Origin of the sequence: Pseudoalteromonas rubra, from assembly GCF_005887095.1 — a bacterium.
Taxonomy (GTDB): Bacteria; Pseudomonadota; Gammaproteobacteria; order Enterobacterales; family Alteromonadaceae; genus Pseudoalteromonas; species Pseudoalteromonas rubra_E.
This window is the reverse complement of the sequence record NZ_PNCI01000001.1, coordinates 42,898-58,275: the sequence shown is the minus strand read 5'-3', so window position 1 is coordinate 58,275 and position 15,378 is coordinate 42,898. Positions and strand designations below refer to the sequence as shown.

At 47.9% G+C, this 15,378-nt stretch carries 12 protein-coding genes; 5 read left to right on the top strand and 7 right to left on the bottom strand.

All coding sequences use genetic code 11. From position 1 onward, the window contains the following. Positions 1–40: 40 nt before the first annotated feature. Together CWB99_RS00230 and CWB99_RS00225 are read left to right on the top strand one after the other, a co-directional pair. Positions 41–1,108 (top strand): ketoacyl-ACP synthase III, encoded by a 1,068-nt coding sequence (locus CWB99_RS00230; protein WP_138551987.1) that lies wholly within the window; start codon positions 41–43, stop codon positions 1,106–1,108. A gap of 173 nt (positions 1,109–1,281) precedes the next feature. After that, entirely contained in the window at positions 1,282–2,754 is a 1,473-nt protein-coding gene (locus CWB99_RS00225) for an aminoacyl-histidine dipeptidase (RefSeq protein ID WP_138551988.1), read from the top strand. A gap of 439 nt (positions 2,755–3,193) precedes the next feature. Here the strand turns inward: CWB99_RS00225 and CWB99_RS00220 are convergent, their stop codons facing one another. Beyond that, complete coding sequence (locus tag CWB99_RS00220) at positions 3,194–4,561, bottom strand: leucyl aminopeptidase family protein (protein WP_138551989.1); 1,368 nt, start codon at positions 4,559–4,561, stop codon at positions 3,194–3,196. Between the two features lie 131 nt (positions 4,562–4,692). Continuing rightward, a complete protein-coding gene (locus CWB99_RS00215) occupies positions 4,693–5,064 on the bottom strand; it encodes a hypothetical protein (protein WP_138551990.1) in 372 nt (123 codons plus the stop codon). A gap of 446 nt (positions 5,065–5,510) precedes the next feature. On the opposite strand from CWB99_RS00215, the gene CWB99_RS00210 reads away from it, so the two are divergent. Together CWB99_RS00210 and CWB99_RS00205 are read left to right on the top strand one after the other, a co-directional pair. After that, positions 5,511–8,171 carry a TonB-dependent receptor plug domain-containing protein gene (locus CWB99_RS00210; protein ID WP_138551991.1) on the top strand — a complete coding sequence of 887 codons (2,661 nt, stop codon included), beginning with the start codon at positions 5,511–5,513 and terminating at the stop codon, positions 8,169–8,171. A gap of 93 nt (positions 8,172–8,264) precedes the next feature. Next, on the top strand, positions 8,265–9,725 hold the full coding sequence (locus tag CWB99_RS00205; protein WP_138551992.1) for a tetratricopeptide repeat-containing sulfotransferase family protein: 1,461 nt from the start codon (positions 8,265–8,267) through the stop codon (positions 9,723–9,725). Here the strand turns inward: CWB99_RS00205 and CWB99_RS00200 are convergent, their stop codons facing one another. Continuing rightward, on the bottom strand, positions 9,726–10,631 hold the full coding sequence (locus CWB99_RS00200) for an alpha/beta fold hydrolase (protein WP_138552035.1): 906 nt from the start codon (positions 10,629–10,631) through the stop codon (positions 9,726–9,728). Positions 10,632–10,799: 168 nt separating this feature from the next. Between CWB99_RS00200 and rlmF the strand changes: the two genes are divergently transcribed. Beyond that, entirely contained in the window at positions 10,800–11,666 is an 867-nt protein-coding gene (gene rlmF, locus CWB99_RS00195; RefSeq protein ID WP_171045222.1) for a 23S rRNA (adenine(1618)-N(6))-methyltransferase RlmF, read from the top strand. A 14-nt stretch (positions 11,667–11,680) separates the two neighbouring features. On the opposite strand, the gene CWB99_RS00190 is transcribed toward rlmF, so the two are convergent. The 4 genes from CWB99_RS00190 to CWB99_RS00175 all read right to left on the bottom strand — a co-directional run bounded on the left by CWB99_RS00190 (position 11,681) and on the right by CWB99_RS00175 (position 15,080). Further along, entirely contained in the window at positions 11,681–12,262 is a 582-nt protein-coding gene (locus CWB99_RS00190; protein WP_138551994.1) for a thymidine kinase, read from the bottom strand. A gap of 63 nt (positions 12,263–12,325) precedes the next feature. Beyond that, positions 12,326–13,156, bottom strand: coding sequence for an amino acid ABC transporter substrate-binding protein (locus CWB99_RS00185; protein WP_138551995.1), 831 nt, complete (start codon positions 13,154–13,156; stop codon positions 12,326–12,328). Between the two features lie 72 nt (positions 13,157–13,228). Then, positions 13,229–13,693: a methylated-DNA--[protein]-cysteine S-methyltransferase gene (locus CWB99_RS00180; RefSeq protein ID WP_138551996.1), complete on the bottom strand. Its 465-nt coding sequence runs from the start codon at positions 13,691–13,693 to the stop codon at positions 13,229–13,231. A gap of 28 nt (positions 13,694–13,721) precedes the next feature. Further along, the gene (locus CWB99_RS00175) at positions 13,722–15,080 is read right to left on the bottom strand and encodes a DNA-3-methyladenine glycosylase 2 family protein (RefSeq protein WP_138551997.1); all 1,359 of its coding nucleotides are present in this window, start codon (positions 15,078–15,080) and stop codon (positions 13,722–13,724) included. Between the last annotated feature and the right edge of the window lie 298 nt (positions 15,081–15,378).

Sequence of the window (15,378 nt, the reverse complement as noted above, 5' to 3'; positions counted from 1 at the left end):
TGTGCCTTAGCCTACTGGTCGGATTTGAATAAGAGATAAAATGAAGTACGCAAAAATAACAGGATGGGGAAAAGCAATCCCACCCGCTTCTATCAGTAATGACGAATTAAGTAACATTGTCGATACCAACGACGAATGGATCAGCACCCGCACTGGCATTAAGTCTCGCCGTGTGAGTCATGTCAGCACCGCAGAGTTGGCTACTTATGCCAGTAAACAGGCTCTTGCCTGCGCCGGTTTAAAAGGCTCAGATATAGACTTGGTGTTGCTTGCAACCTGCACTCCCTCAACCATGGTGGCCAATACTGCCTCATTGGTACAGAAAAATATTGGTGCAGTCGGCGCGGCCGCCTGTGATACTAATGCAGCCTGTTCTGGCTTTTTATACGCGTTGCAAAATGCCACAGCGCAGATCCAGGCTGGCATGATCAAACGTGCAGTGGTCGTTGCAGCCGAGCGCATGACCTGGTACGTCAATTGGGCAAAACGCGATAGCGCAGTGTTATTTGGTGACGGCGCTGGTGCAGTTATTCTGGAAGCCAGCGATGAACCTTGCGGCCTGCTTGGCACCAAAACCGGGTGTGACAGTGAAGACCGAGGGATTTTGCACATTGCCAACTATGGGACCGATCTGAGCCGCTATGACCCGCCAGGTCCGTCAGACTTGGCGTTCGAAGGGCGTGAAATTTTTAAACGTGCCGTAACGGGTATGAGTGTCGCATGTGACGATGTACTCGCTCAGGCGAACTTGTCGCTGGATGATATCGACGTGCTGGTTCCACATCAGGCCAACCTGCGGATCATTCAGGCAATCCAGAAAAAACTGGATATTGCAGACGATAAAGTCATGGTGAACATCGATAAGTATGGTAATACCTCAGCCGCGACCATTGCCATCGCCTTATGTGAAGCCGTTGAACAAGGCCTAATTCAGCCTCATGCAAACATAATGTCAGCAGCCTTTGGCGCGGGTCTTACCTGGGCAGCCAGCTACATTAAATGGGGCGAGCGCGTAACACCACTGGCGCACTGTGATGAAACCCTGCCAACTTGCGAGCACTCCGGCATGGAACTCATCGCCGATGCCGTCAAGGCATGTCAACAGTAAAGGTCAGCCTCCTTTACAGGGCCAGTTAAGCGTTCGCGCCCAACTGGCCGCATCTACTCGACCCTAAACACCCGCCGATGGTAAACTCCCCCCACAATTTACCCACTTACCGGTCTGAAACTTACTAGCAAGCGTCCAGACTGGAAGACAATAGCTCAAATAAGGGGAACCCGGTGTTTAAACCTCATTCCGACATTGCCAATTTGGCACCTCAGATTGTATGGCAATTCTTTGACCAGATCTGTGCAATTCCACACCCGTCAAAACATGAAGAAGCGTTAGCCTCCTTCATTGTCGACTGGGCGACATCTCATGGCCTGGCCGTGCGCCGTGATGATACCGGCAACGTATTCATTAAAAAGCCTGCGACTGCTGGCATGGAAAGTCGAAAACCCGTCGTTCTTCAGGCACATATCGACATGGTGCCACAGAAAAACGACGACACTGATCATGACTTTACCAAAGACCCTATTCGCCCTTATATCGATGGTGAGTGGGTTACGGCTGAAGGCACAACTCTGGGCGCTGATAATGGTATGGGTATGGCGTCTTGCCTTGCCGTACTGGCTTCATCGGATATTCCACATGGCCCTCTGGAAGTTTTACTGACCGTAGACGAAGAAGCAGGAATGTCTGGCGCGTTTGGTCTTGAAGCTGGCTGGCTGGAAGGCGACATTCTGCTGAATACTGATTCTGAGCAGGAAGGTGAAATCTATATGGGCTGTGCCGGTGGTGTAGATGCCAGCATGACAGTCAATGTTGAGCGCCAACCCGTTGCAACCGGCCATCAGCTTGTAGAAGTCAGTTTAAAAGGGCTTAAAGGCGGACACTCCGGCGTCGATATTCATACCGGTCGCGGCAACGCCAATAAATTGCTGGCAAGGGTACTAAAGCATCATCTGAATGATGTGGACTACAACCTGGTCGCTTTTAAAGGTGGCTCACTGCGTAACGCCATCCCGCGTGAAGCTTATGCGACGATTGCCATTGCACCGGCGCAGCGCAGCATACTGGAACAGCGCCTGAGCGAATTCCAAACTGTGCTGAGTAACGAGTTGGGTGCCATAGAAACAAATCTGGCCTTTGCCGTAAATGACACAGACACCACCCTCGACGCCATGTCTGCAAACTCTCAGGATACTTTGTTGGCTCTGCTCAATGCCTGTCCGAATGGTGTTGTCCGTATGAGCGATGATATTCAGGGTGTTGTAGAAACGTCATTGAACCTGGGCGTGATCACCACTGATGCAGATAAAGTAGAAGTGCTTTGCCTGATCCGCTCTTTAATTGACTCAGGCCGTACAGATGTCGAAGGCACACTGAGTTCACTTGCAGCGTTGGCTGGTGCTAGCATCGAGTTTTCAGGTGCTTACCCTGGCTGGAAACCAGACCCTAACTCTGATCTGGTGCATATTTTCCGTGATATGTATGAAGGTATCTATGGTAACAAGCCAGATATCATGGTGATCCACGCGGGGCTGGAGTGTGGTCTGTTTAAAGAACCTTACCCGAATATGGATATGATCTCATTCGGTCCAACGATCAAATTCCCGCACTCTCCTGACGAGAAAGTGCATATTGCATCGGTTGGCCTGTATTGGCAGCAAATGCAGGCATTACTGCAAAATATTCCTGAGCGAGACTAATCCCGCTTAGTGAGTAAATCAGGCACCGAAAGGTGCCTGATTTATATTATCCCTGATGTTAACCCTGACAATGAACTGTGGCCTGCTTATTTCCCGAAGGCTTTAAACTGATTGTTGAGCGATGCCATCCATAAATAGACTGGCCGCCGAAAAATCGCTGTTCTGATTATTGGTACCCTGCCAGGTTGTGGTCCAGCCAACCGGCAATTTGTAAGCTCCAGAATTGCTTAGATAAATGAGGTAGTGCCGAAGACTCTGGCTCAAGCGGTGCCAGTTCAGCTCATTGCGACGTAAATACAGACAAAACAGTACTCAGAATAAGACTCTATCCTGCGACACTCTATAACTTTTTAAAAATTTAGCAAGCTAGCCTGTCCGCTTTTCCCCGTTTAGAGACATTAAAAAAGGGCCATCACGGCCCTTTTATCAATTTAACAGCTTATGACGCATAGCGCTGTTCAAGGTACGCAAAGGTGGCTCTTAAGCCAAGTCCTTCGCCGCCAACAGGTCTGCCCGGAAGCGAGCGTAAGTTCCAGGCCATCACATCAAAATGTACCCAAGGAGTCTGTTCTGGTTCAACAAACTCTTTCAGATACAGAGCCGCGGTAATAGAGCCACCAAACGGGGTTGACCCACAGTTCGCCATGTCAGCCACATCGCTCTTAAACAAAGCTTTATATTGGTCGAACAAGGGCAGCTGCCAGATAGGATCCTGAAGTGCGTTACCTTGTGCAATCATGGCATTGGCCACATCCTGATCGGTGCTGTAGAAACCTGGTAATTCTGTACCCAACGCAATTCGGCATGCACCAGTCAAGGTCGCAAAGTCGATTAACAGATCAGGCTGTTCCGATTGAGCTTCCGCCAGTGCATCACACAGTACTAAGCGACCTTCTGCGTCTGTGTTGTCAATTTCTACCGTCAGACCTTTACGCGTCTGGATAACATCTCCGGGGCGAAATGCGTTACGCGACACTGCATTCTCAACCGCGGGGATCAACACACGCAACCGAACTGGTAAATTGGCCGCCATGATCATATGAGCGAGGCCCAGTACGTGAGCTGCGCCGCCCATGTCTTTTTTCATGTTACGCATGCCAGATGCCGGCTTCAGATCCAGACCACCCGAATCAAAACAGACGCCTTTACCAACCAAAGTCAGCTTAGGTGCGTCCTCATTACCCCAATTCAAATCTAACAGCCGTGGCTTGTTTTCACTCGCTCTGCCAACCATATGGATGGTTGGGTAGTTGTTTTCCAGCAATTCATCACCCACAATCTGAGAAAACTGCGCGCCAAATTGCGCAGCCATCTCAATGCAGATCTCTGCCATATGCTGAGGCATCATGTCTGCAGCCGGGGTATTGACCAAATCTCTGACCAGATAAATAGCGTCGGCCTGATCCTGCAACTTTTTCAACATGACTTCTGACTCAATGGCCAGTTTGGCACTAGGCGCAGAAGCCTTCTTGTATGCGTCGAATGTATATGCGCCGAGTAAGTAACCAAGTGCGGCTTGTTCTACAAACGCCTCATCGCCTTGAAAAGCATAAGTGCCTTGCGGCAGCTGAGCGGGCAGTTCACCTGCCAACCACATATCATCGAGTGACTCAGTCAGACACAGTACGGCGCTGAGTTCGCCACTTTGAATATCTGGGATCAGCAGGGTTTTTTGTGCTTTATGCCTGGTCGCCAGCGTGATGTTTTTGGCTTGTGGTGCATTTTCCTCTAACCATTCGCCTAGCTGACTTTCCTTTATAAAATGTACCGGTATTCCTTGTGATGAGTGAACAAGTAAATGACTCATACGTGCCTCTTGAATTACATAAACCTGACAAGAGAATACCAAGGTGGGAAAAATATTTCACTCACTGGATGCATAAAGCTAGGTAAAAAGATTATATTCAGGGCGCAATTCTATTTTTGGTTTTTATCGCGTTATTTTTCTTTGCTTTTTGGCTTTTTATTCAATGAGAAAGAACTCGGCAACACATCAACCCCTAGCCATTGCCCGAGCTTAACAATCAAAGGGATGGTAACAGGCGCAAAAGGCAACAGAGCAAAGACACCAAGACCCAGCCCTTTTAAAATATCGACAAACTGTTGGTTTGCCGCAGACAGCTCTTGTTTAGACACCCCGCCTTGCGGATAACGTTTATAAATATCCAGCATTTCACGTGTTTCTTGTTTTTCCTGAGCCAACGCAAGCTTTAGGCCAACAAGCGCACGTCTAAGCCTTAATTGTTGGCGTTTTTTACCGATCCTTGCGACTCGAATTGGCGCTTTATGTACTACTTTAATTAATCGCATTCTCATACTTGGGGGAACCTTAGTACCCCCAATACTAGCAGAAATAAAAACGTGGCGTTAGCACGCTTAGAGAGACAACCACGCTGTCACATTTTACAGACAGAGTGAAACCTCACCACTCAATGCAGCTAACAAGATGAAGCTTTTAACAAGGCATGTTTTGAGTATCCCACCCAAGAATCACAGCAAAATACGCAATAATGCGAATTTAGTGAGTTTATTTCAACTTACTCAGTACCTAAAAAAACCACGGGAAAGCTCATTTTTTGCACCACAAACAAAAAGTTACTGGAAAATTTGACCTTGTAAAATTCACTGCTACCTTTAACTGTGCAGTGAACATATTTGCAATTATCTTTAATGGTGAGTACACACCTAGTTAAAAAACTAGATGCAAGTTATGTATATTGTGAATTATGACAACATATAATATCTGGGGAAACAGGATGAAACTACAAACACATGCGCTAAGTCGTGCGATTAAATTTGCTTTGGCGTCAACTGCAACAATGGGATTGGCTGTCACCAGTGTTCAGGCAGAAGAGGCTGACGCTGGCGCCGAAAACAAAAAAATTGAGAAAATTGCGGTTGTAGGCTCCCGCGCAGCACCGCGTTCCGTGGGTGATTCACCCGTACCAATCGACATTATTGGTGGCGACGACCTGAGTAAAGCAGGTGGCGACGACATGCTGGAATTGCTTAAAGGCTCGGTGCCCTCACTGAACGTTCACGCTAACCCAATTAGTGATGCAGCCAGCTTGGTACGCCCAGCTAACCTGCGTGGTCTGCCGGCAGACTCAACTTTAATATTACTCAACGGCAAACGCCGTCACCGCTCTTCTGTTATCGCATTTTTGGGCGGAGGCATTAACGACGGTGCTCAGGGCCCGGACATTTCCGTTATCCCCAGTATTGCACTTAAGCAAGTTGAAGTTTTGCGTGATGGTGCTGCTGCACAGTATGGTTCCGATGCCATCGCAGGGGTACTCAACTTTGTACTTAAAGATGCCTCTGAAGGCGGCAGTATCTCCGTCAAACAAGGGCAATACTATGAAGGCGACGGTGATACAACTACGGTAGAAGGTAACATAGGCCTGCCGTTCACAGATCAAGGCTTCGCAAACTTGAGTTTCCAGTATAAAGAAGCCGACCCAACCAGTCGAAGCGTGCAACGGCCGGATGCGCAAGCCTTTATGGATGCCGGTTTAGAAGGAGTGAGAGATCCGGCTCAGGTATGGGGTGCGCCAGAAATCAACGACGACATCACCTTGTTTGGTAATGTCGGACTTGAGTTGACCAACGACTCACAGTTTTACATGTTTGGTAACTATTCAGAGCGGGATGTGAAAGGCGGCTTCTACTATCGTAACCCAACTACACGCCCACAGGTATATGGCGGTGTGATCCGCAACGTTAATGGCACGCCGACCCGACGTCACCCAACTGATGAAGCACAGCAAGCTGCTTGGGATGCAGCGACGCCAACGGTTTTAGTGGGTTCATTAGACGGCTACGACCAGCAAATCAGCTGTCCGGTTGTAGAGTTGCAGGCTAACGGCTTGCCGGATCAGGCTGCTCTGGACTCGCTTGCCGCAGCAAACTGTTTTGCGTTCAACAACATACTGCCTGCCGGTTTCACGCCTTTCTTCGGTGGTAACATCACTGATACGTCTCTCACTATTGGTACCAAAGGTGAGTTTACAGACGGTTTTATGGAAGGAGCATATTATGACTTCAGCGGCTCAGTAGGCCGTAACGAATCTCGTTACTTCATTACCAACACCATCAATGCCTCTATGGGTCCAGACACGCCAATGGAGTTCAGCCCAGGCAAATACATTCAACTTGAAAAGAACTTCAACGCTGATTTTTCAAAAGGTTATGACTTTGGCCTGGCTTACGATGTCAACGTGGCAGGTGGCCTGGAGTGGAAAGAAGAAACCTTCGAGGTTATCCCAGGTGATGAAGCTTCGTTTATCGCAGGGCCTTTGACACAGCAAGGTTTCGGCATAGGTTCCAACGGTTTCCCTGGCTTTAAGCCCTCACAAGGCGGCGAGTTCTCACGTCGTAGCTACGCAGCCTATATTGATATTGAAACGCCGTTTACCGAAGAGTTCCTGATGGGCTGGGCACTACGCTACGAGGACTACGATACCTTTGGATCAACAACCAACTACAAGGTAACCTGGCAATATCACGTTACAGAGGACCTTGCACTGCGTGGTTCACTTAGCACAGGTTTCCGTGCCCCCACAGTTGGTCAGGCTAATGTTAGTAACGTTCAAACTAACCTGAGCAGCGGTGTACTGGTCGACTCTGCGCTATTACCGCCCACCAACCCAGTTTCACAGCTACTTGGCGGTAGCGAATTACAACCAGAGGAATCACAGAGCTACACCTTTGGTGCTGTCTATCAGTCGGGAGATTTGTTCCTGACCATAGACTACTACAACATCGAGGTTGAAGACCGTCTGAGCCAGTCGAACAAAATCGATTTAACTCTTGAACAAAAAGCGGCATTGAAAGCGGATGGCGTTCCAAATGTAGATAGTCTGGCACAGGTCTCCTTCTTTACTAACGACTTCGACACCACAACTCAGGGTGTAGATATAGTTGCAAACTATTCTATGGATCTGTTAGGTGGCTTTGCGACATTCAGTGCTGCATATAACTGGAATGAAACGGAAGTTGATAAGTTCTCAGACATTACCGGTGCCTTCAAGGTAGCGCGTTTGGAAAAAGACTTACCACAACACAGAGCGACCTACACCTGGACGCAACAGTGGGAAGACTTCTCGGGCTTCATTCGTTACAACTATTATGGTGAGTATCAGGGTGTACACGTAGACTATGATGCAACTGCTATCATGGCCGATCCTAACTTCACATTTGACGCTGAGCTGACTTATTTTGCTACCGAAAACATCAGTCTGACTGTCGGTGCAAACAATATCTTTGATCAGGATGCTGAGAAAGTGGTCGACTTCCTGGAGGACGGTGCCACAGAACTGACTCCTGCAAACAATTGGGGTGGTATCTACTACGAAACTTCACCATTTGGGATCAATGGCGGCTTCTACTATGTGAAAGCAACCTACACATTCTAACGACTTACTGTAACCCAGAAACAAAGGGGGAAGTAGCTATAGCTATTTCCCCTTTTTATTTCTATCATGTATGCAAAACTTTTTTAAAACCACATGCTACTGCTAGAAAGAGCCTCAGAATTACTCGAAGAAAATCGCTTACGCGAAGCCGAGTTCATGTTCAAACAAGTCCTGAAACAGAATCCCAAAAATGGCAAAGCCTTGTTTGGCCTTGGCAGGATCTGTATGCGATTAGAGCAATATGACAACGCCATATACTATTTGAAGCGCGCATGCGAACATTTACCCAAAATGCTCGATCCGTTATATGCTCTGGCCGATGCGTTTATTGCCGTCGGCTCGCCCGTTGATGCGAAAACCGTACTCGAATATACGTTGAGCGTTGCGAGACATAATGCACAGGCCCATTATCATTTAGGCCAGTTTTATCTGGACTATGGCTTTATTGACAATGCTCGCAATGTTTTCGAGGCAGGCTTATCCTGCCCTCATTCGGCGATTACCGTATTTATGATCCACGAGTTGATCACACTGACCGAGGGCGAGAAGCTCAATGACTATCTGGCACTGTTAGATTCACTGGATACCGATATCGACAATCCCAGGGTACATATAGTTGTTCATTACGCTAAAGCAAAGGCCTACGAGAAATTATCAGATGTAGACACTGCGTTCAGCCATTATCAGCAAGCGAATTCAGCCCAACTCCAAATGTGTGATTTCCACACATCTGCCATGCAACCTTTCTTCGAGTACCTAAAGCAGATATTTGACCAAGACTTCTTTGGCAAATCAGCGGATAAAGTAAAAGCAACTTTTACACCCGTGTTTATCGTCGGCCTGCCTCGGACTGGGTCTACCTTGCTGGAACAAATGCTGATCCAACATTCGCAAGTAGGCTCAATGGGTGAGAGTACGGTGATCAGTGACGATATTGTGCCCTACCTGAGTATGCGTAACGAAGCCCCGTTTCCAGACTGTGTTAAAACACTCAGCACCTCTATGCTCGATCATTGCCGTAATTTGTACGTTGATGAAATTAAGCGACATCGTGTGGCTGAAGAAGCCGTTATAAACAAGTTACCGGCCAATTTTCAGAATATTGGCCTGATCTACAGAATGTTTCCTGACGCTCGTTTTATACATATGACCAGAGAGTTTATGCCCAATGCCTGGTCGGTCTATAGCAATCATTTTGCCGAAGATGAGCCCTACTTCTGCTCTTTGCAGGAATACCAGCTATACAGCGATATGACCGATGATGTGATGTCGCATTTTAAAGCTATGTTGCCTCGTAATATTCACACTATAAGTTATGAAAAGCTACTTGAGGAACCCGAGCGAGAGATTAGAAAGGCATTGAATTTTATGTACCAAAAATACGAGCCTGAGTGTATGGAGTTCTACAAAAGCCACAAAGTGGTCACAACACTGAGCAAGGCACAGGTTCGCAAACCCTTGAATTCTGCGCCTCTGATAAACTGGAAAAAATTCGAGCCACAGATAAATAAGGAACTGGCGATGGAGCAACCTGGTGCTAAGTCGCCTGTGTGATCAGGCTTCTTTGTATTGTTCAAACCAGGCCAACAGGTCTGAAAACTGATCCTGACGCGCACCACTATGGGTCAGCATATTGATGTGATCATAATCATGCTGATGACCATAGCGCCGGCCATACACTTTGATCTCCTGAATCCCAGTGCCTGACTCAGCCATAAACTTTTTAATGTCAATGGGCTGCGCAAGTGCCTTATCTTTGACTCCTGCTATATGCAAAGTCGGCGGTAGCGCACGGTCCTTAAGTGCTGCCGCATAGTCAAAACCATCATCACTATCAACCCAGGGTTTTCGCTTTGCCCACTGTACGCTTTGTGCGTGAGACTTACGCGTCTCATTGTCCGACCCCCATTTAAGCCGCCGAGCCGGAAGATAGCCATGCTTTTTGACCTGCCAAAACGCCAGTGTGTACCAGATCAGATTGGCTTTGAGCAACTTTTCTGGATGGCGATTATACAGGCTACGTTTTGTCCCAAAGTAAACACAAGCACTGACATGTTCGCTCTCTTGCTCAAACCGAGCCAGTACACTGTTTAGCAGCACGCCCCCCCAGGAGTGAGCAACCCAAAACTGTGGACGTTTACCTGTTACTTTTGTGATATATCGCAAAATGGCGGGAATATCCTCAATGATAGATTCAGTCTGCCCATGCCTGTCTTCCTTGCTGATGGCCGGCTTGCTGTCTCCTCTGCCGCGCAAATCAGCCACAAAGCACTGATAACCCTGCTCTGCCAGAAAAGGGGCAAGCCCTTTATTACTATGGGTGTAAAAAATCTTTCCGTTCTCTACGGCACCGTGCAACATCAACACCGCCGGCCCCTTTGCCTGCTCATGGTAGATATGGCGAAGATGCAACCGGTGTCCATCAGACACTGACACATAGAGAGAGTTTTGCTTGATCATGTGAGATAAATTCATCATTGTTTAAACTCATCGTACCAGCCAGTCATAGTCATCGCAAGCACGCCGGCTTGTACCTGATGCCTGCTTACTTCGGTAAAGTAGCGGCGCGAGCAGCAGAATTTAGATATAATGCGCAATCCACCAAGTAAGAGAATTGACACATACCCAATGCACGTCAGAAATAAACACCGACAGGGCTACGATTTCGCCCAGCTTTGTATTGCAAACCCGGCATTAAAGCAGTACCTCATCACTAATCCTCGTGGAGAAGACACCATAGACTTTGCCGATCGAGCGGCTATCATTGCGTTAAATCAGGCACTTCTTTGCTGTGACTATGGCGTCAAGTTCTGGCAGCTACCAGAGCCTTTCCTGTGCCCGCCGGTGCCCGGACGTGCAGATTATATTCATGCCTTGGCGGACTTACTGGCCGATGATAATCAGGGGACTCCCCCGACGGGTAAACAGGTCCGCTGCCTTGATATTGGTACTGGTGCAAACTTGATCTACCCCTTGATAGGTCAGGCAGAATATGGCTGGCAATTTACGGGTTCCGACATCAACCCGATGGCAGTGTCGGTGGCGCAGACCATAGCCAAAGCAAATGGGCTGGGCATTAAAATCAAACAGCAAAAAGATGAACGTGCGATTTTTCGCGGGGTTATCTCTGCAAAAGATTATTACCAGCTGACATTGTGTAATCCGCCGTTTCATGAGAGTGAACAAGCAGCACAGGCGGGCACGGCGAGAAAATGGCGTAACTTAGGTAAAGTACCACAAAACGCTAAATTGAATTTTGGTGGTCACGCCCCTGAACTCTGGTGCCCGGGTGGCGAACTGGCGTTTATCAAAACCATGATCGAAGAAAGTCAGATGTTCGCAGAGCAGGTAGGCTGGTTTACTTCACTGGTGTCCAAAAAAGACAACCTGGCGGCGTTAAAAAAAGCCCTGCAAGCTGTCAAGCCAAGCGATATCAGAGTTATCGAGATGCAGCAGGGCCAGAAGGTCAGCCGCTTTATCGCCTGGCGCTTTTAAAATCAGGGCAGTGCTCAAAGCTTATTGAGCTCTGCCTTGTAATGTTTGCGACAAACAGATACATAACGATCATTGCCACCAATTTCAACCTGAGCACCATCCGCAATCGCGCGTCCCGAGGCGTCTAGTCGTAACACATGGTTCGCCTTACGGCCGCAATGACAAACTGTTTTGAGTTCAATTAGTTTATCCGCCCAGGCGAGCAAGTACTGTGCCCCTTCGAATAACTCGCCACGAAAATCGGTTCTTAGCCCGTAGCAAAGTACGGGTATACCCAATAAATCGACTACATCGGTCAACTGTGAAACCTGCTGCTTACTTAGAAACTGGCTTTCATCCACCAGGATACAGTCCAGCGATTGCTCATCATGGTGTTTGTTGATTAGGCTTAACAGCTCCGTGGCTGGCTCATAAGTATGCGCGTCAGCTTCAAGGCCAATACGAGAGGCGACTTTGCCTACACCAGCGCGGTCGTCAAGTGCCGCGGTAAGTATAAACGGATTCATTCCCCGTTCTCGGTAGTTAAATGCAGACTGCAAAAGCGTCGTGGATTTACCAGCATTCATTGCTGAATAGTAAAAGTATAATTGCGCCATGGTTTATGTATCAGCCGCTAAAAATTCGCGATAGTCTACCCAAACTGCCACAGATTAGCCAGCTTACTCAAACACATGCCATAACGGCCGCGAAGGCAACTTACTGCTATCTTGTGCATCACCGGGATAACTTTGCCTGTTTATATACGCAATATAAATATGATGAAGCTCAGTGGTACTCAACGAGGACCACAGGGCAAGTGCCGTGTCACTATGTTGCTCTCTGAACTGTTTGGAAAACGTAAGATAACCAAAACTGATGTCTAAAGGTGGATAAACGGCTTCTAATTGGCGACGATAAGGGAATGCAGATACCGCTTTGCCATCGACCTGGCACAAGCCAAAGGTACCGTGTACTTTGCCCTTTAGCACAAGCTCAAAGGCATCACTTTGGGAGTCGGTATTCAGTATGGTGTATTTATCACTGCCAACAGAGTCAGCCACCGAGTAACCCCTAGGCACAGCAAGATTAATCGGATAGTGCTGGGTGCTCATGGCTGTTTTCAATTGTGTCATGCCAACCAAACAGGTTCCCAGCCGACTGATTGAGCTAAGTGTGTTCGGCGACCCGTCTTCATTAAGCGGGTAAGACAAAAAAGACTCCCGAGCAGGACGATAGCTGGCGATAACCGCATCCACCCGATTTCGTTTAATTTCATAAAGGCAACGCTGCCAGGGTTTACGGACAAATTCAAATTGCACACCGCCAACCCGAGTCTCAAGCAGGCGTAAAATCTCAATGGTCGCTCCCGGGTTTTCTCTGGGTACATCCAGCCCATTGCCCAAAAAGAAAGGTGGGATATGCTTATCCTCATAACACAATCTGACAGACACTTTTGCGTTGGCCTGGTGAGAAACAAACAAAAACAACAAAGAGAATAAAATAAATCGCATTAAAACTGACTTTAAGTCGGGCTTTCTCTTAGTATATAACCCACCTGATGGCTTGGCTACGCGGCGCAAACATTACTGGGTAATTTTTATCCCCTCATGGGCAAGCAACCATGATTTTCTGTCCAATCCACCGGCATACCCTGTTAGTTTACCATTTGCGCCTATGATCCTGTGGCAAGGAACAATAATGCTAATTGGGTTCTTGCCATTTGCCGCACCAACGGCCCTGACGGCTTTGGGATTGTTTAGCGCTGTTGCCATCCAGCCATAGGTATTGGTTTCACCAAAAGGAATATCACACAGCAATCGCCAAACGGCCTGCTGAAAAGGAGTACCTTGCGTATCCAACATGACTTCAAAGCGTTTACGTTGACCATCAAAGTACTCCGTTAATTGAACACATGCTTGATCAAGGTGCGAGTTAGTCCCTTCTGGCAATCGTGTTTTGGGCGCAAAGCCGACATAGGAAAGCCCCTTATCACTCGCCTGTAAAGTGATCTCGCCTACCGGGCTTGTCAAATGTGTTTGAACCATCATAGTTTTGCTCCACTGAAATCATGCTGGCTTATGCTAACTGCTGCCATAACTGAAAAGTAAGATAACTTCTGAACGGGGCACAACCGGATACGTCTATCTGCCCCACTCGGTCAATCGCTTTTTGTACTCCTAAATCACCACCCAGATAGATATCAGGTGCGCTCAGACCACGCATTTTAGCGTAGTCTACGGTCCAGGGCCCTATTCCTTTGATTGCTAGCCAAGATTCGGGTGTACAGTCGGGCTCGGATGCGTAGTGCTGCGCCAACGCAATAATAGCGAGTTTACGACGTGCGGGCATTTTAAAAAATGTCAGTTCAGATCCTGCTATCGCCTGCGGACTTGGAAAGTGAAACGTGCCGTCCGCCTGCTGGTTGCCAAGCTGCTCCACCAGTTTGATCATCAAGTTCTTTGCTGCAACGACACTGATCTGCTGGCCCAGTATTGCCCGAATACCGGCCTCAAAAGGCGCCCATATCCCGGGTAGCCTGAGGCCGTCTTCCAACGCCATATCGGGACATTGCTGGCGTAAGTGCGATTTAATAAACTCAGTATCAGCATCCAGGTCTAGTACGCGACGAATATTACTCACAACCAGAGGCAACCCTTTGAGATCATTGATCTCAATACTGACCTTAAAACGATTGTTTTGCGCGTCAAACCTGGCCGTAAAGCGGCCTTGATAATCACCCAACATAAAGTTACGTCCATACGCCTTATCATCTAACCATTCAAGCGGTGTTACCAGCCGATGTGCCAAGAAACCTCTCAGAGCAGGCCAGTTATAAGGCGGACGAAATGACATCATCAATTCAATCTGGCGACTCGCCTGAGCACCATGACGCAAGCTCGACGGGGTGATCTGATAAAGCCTGCTGAATGCATCGTTAAAGCGCCGCTGGGAGTTAAACCCGCAGGCGTACGCTATCTCAGTGACAGGTAAGCTTGTTTGCTGTAACAACTGTTTTGCAAGATCGCATTGCTTATAAAGCGCATATTGTTTTGGCGCTATCCCATAATACTGCTGATATAATTTACTCAGGTAACGCGACGTTATTCCAAGCTTTTCTGCCAGTTGTTCTACACTCCCCATGCTCAGGAAGCCACTATCTATCAAACGCTTAGCCCTGACAGCTGTGGTTTGTGTCCCCAACCACGCATAGCTCCCTGGCGCACTATCAGGTCGGCACCGGATGCAAGGTCTGAAACCGGCCTGCGCCGCACTATGTGCATGCTGGTAATATTCAACATTGCCCTCTTTCGCTGCGGGCGCAGGGCAGATCGGTCGACAGTAAATTCCGGTACTCTTAACAGCGACATAGAATAAACCGTCAAAGCGGGCATCCCGGCTTTTACGCGCATTGGCGCATACTTCTGAAGACAACATGTCATCACTCTTCTTTGCAACTCACACCCAGTGTAGCCGAATCATGCTGCTACACTCGCCATATTCGGAACTCAATAAGCAACCGCAGTCTGCGATAATTATGATGCCATTATGCGCGCACTAGCCGCTAATTTATAGGTGTGATCGGGTATCACATTGCATATTGCCAAACTCTGTAAATCATCGGCAGCAAAACACACCGCTAGCCTATTGCATTTGATTGCTATTTAAAGTCCAAAAACTGAACTGGAATGAGAATAATAATCAATTTTTAATATATTGATTTATATAGCTTTTT

Coding starts and splice junctions, on each gene's coding strand:
- CWB99_RS00190 (WP_138551994.1), bottom strand. CDS start 12,262: ATGGCGCAATTATACTTTTACTATTCAGCAATGAATGCTGGTAAATCC.
- CWB99_RS00230 (WP_138551987.1), top strand. CDS start 41: ATGAAGTACGCAAAAATAACAGGATGGGGAAAAGCAATCCCACCCGCT.
- CWB99_RS00220 (WP_138551989.1), bottom strand. CDS start 4,561: ATGAGTCATTTACTTGTTCACTCATCACAAGGAATACCGGTACATTTT.
- CWB99_RS00215 (WP_138551990.1), bottom strand. CDS start 5,064: ATGCGATTAATTAAAGTAGTACATAAAGCGCCAATTCGAGTCGCAAGG.
- CWB99_RS00205 (WP_138551992.1), top strand. CDS start 8,265: ATGCTACTGCTAGAAAGAGCCTCAGAATTACTCGAAGAAAATCGCTTA.
- CWB99_RS00200 (WP_138552035.1), bottom strand. CDS start 10,631: ATGATCAAGCAAAACTCTCTCTATGTGTCAGTGTCTGATGGACACCGG.
- CWB99_RS00210 (WP_138551991.1), top strand. CDS start 5,511: ATGAAACTACAAACACATGCGCTAAGTCGTGCGATTAAATTTGCTTTG.
- rlmF (WP_171045222.1), top strand. CDS start 10,800: ATGCACGTCAGAAATAAACACCGACAGGGCTACGATTTCGCCCAGCTT.
- CWB99_RS00185 (WP_138551995.1), bottom strand. CDS start 13,156: ATGCGATTTATTTTATTCTCTTTGTTGTTTTTGTTTGTTTCTCACCAG.
- CWB99_RS00180 (WP_138551996.1), bottom strand. CDS start 13,693: ATGATGGTTCAAACACATTTGACAAGCCCGGTAGGCGAGATCACTTTA.
- CWB99_RS00175 (WP_138551997.1), bottom strand. CDS start 15,080: ATGTTGTCTTCAGAAGTATGCGCCAATGCGCGTAAAAGCCGGGATGCC.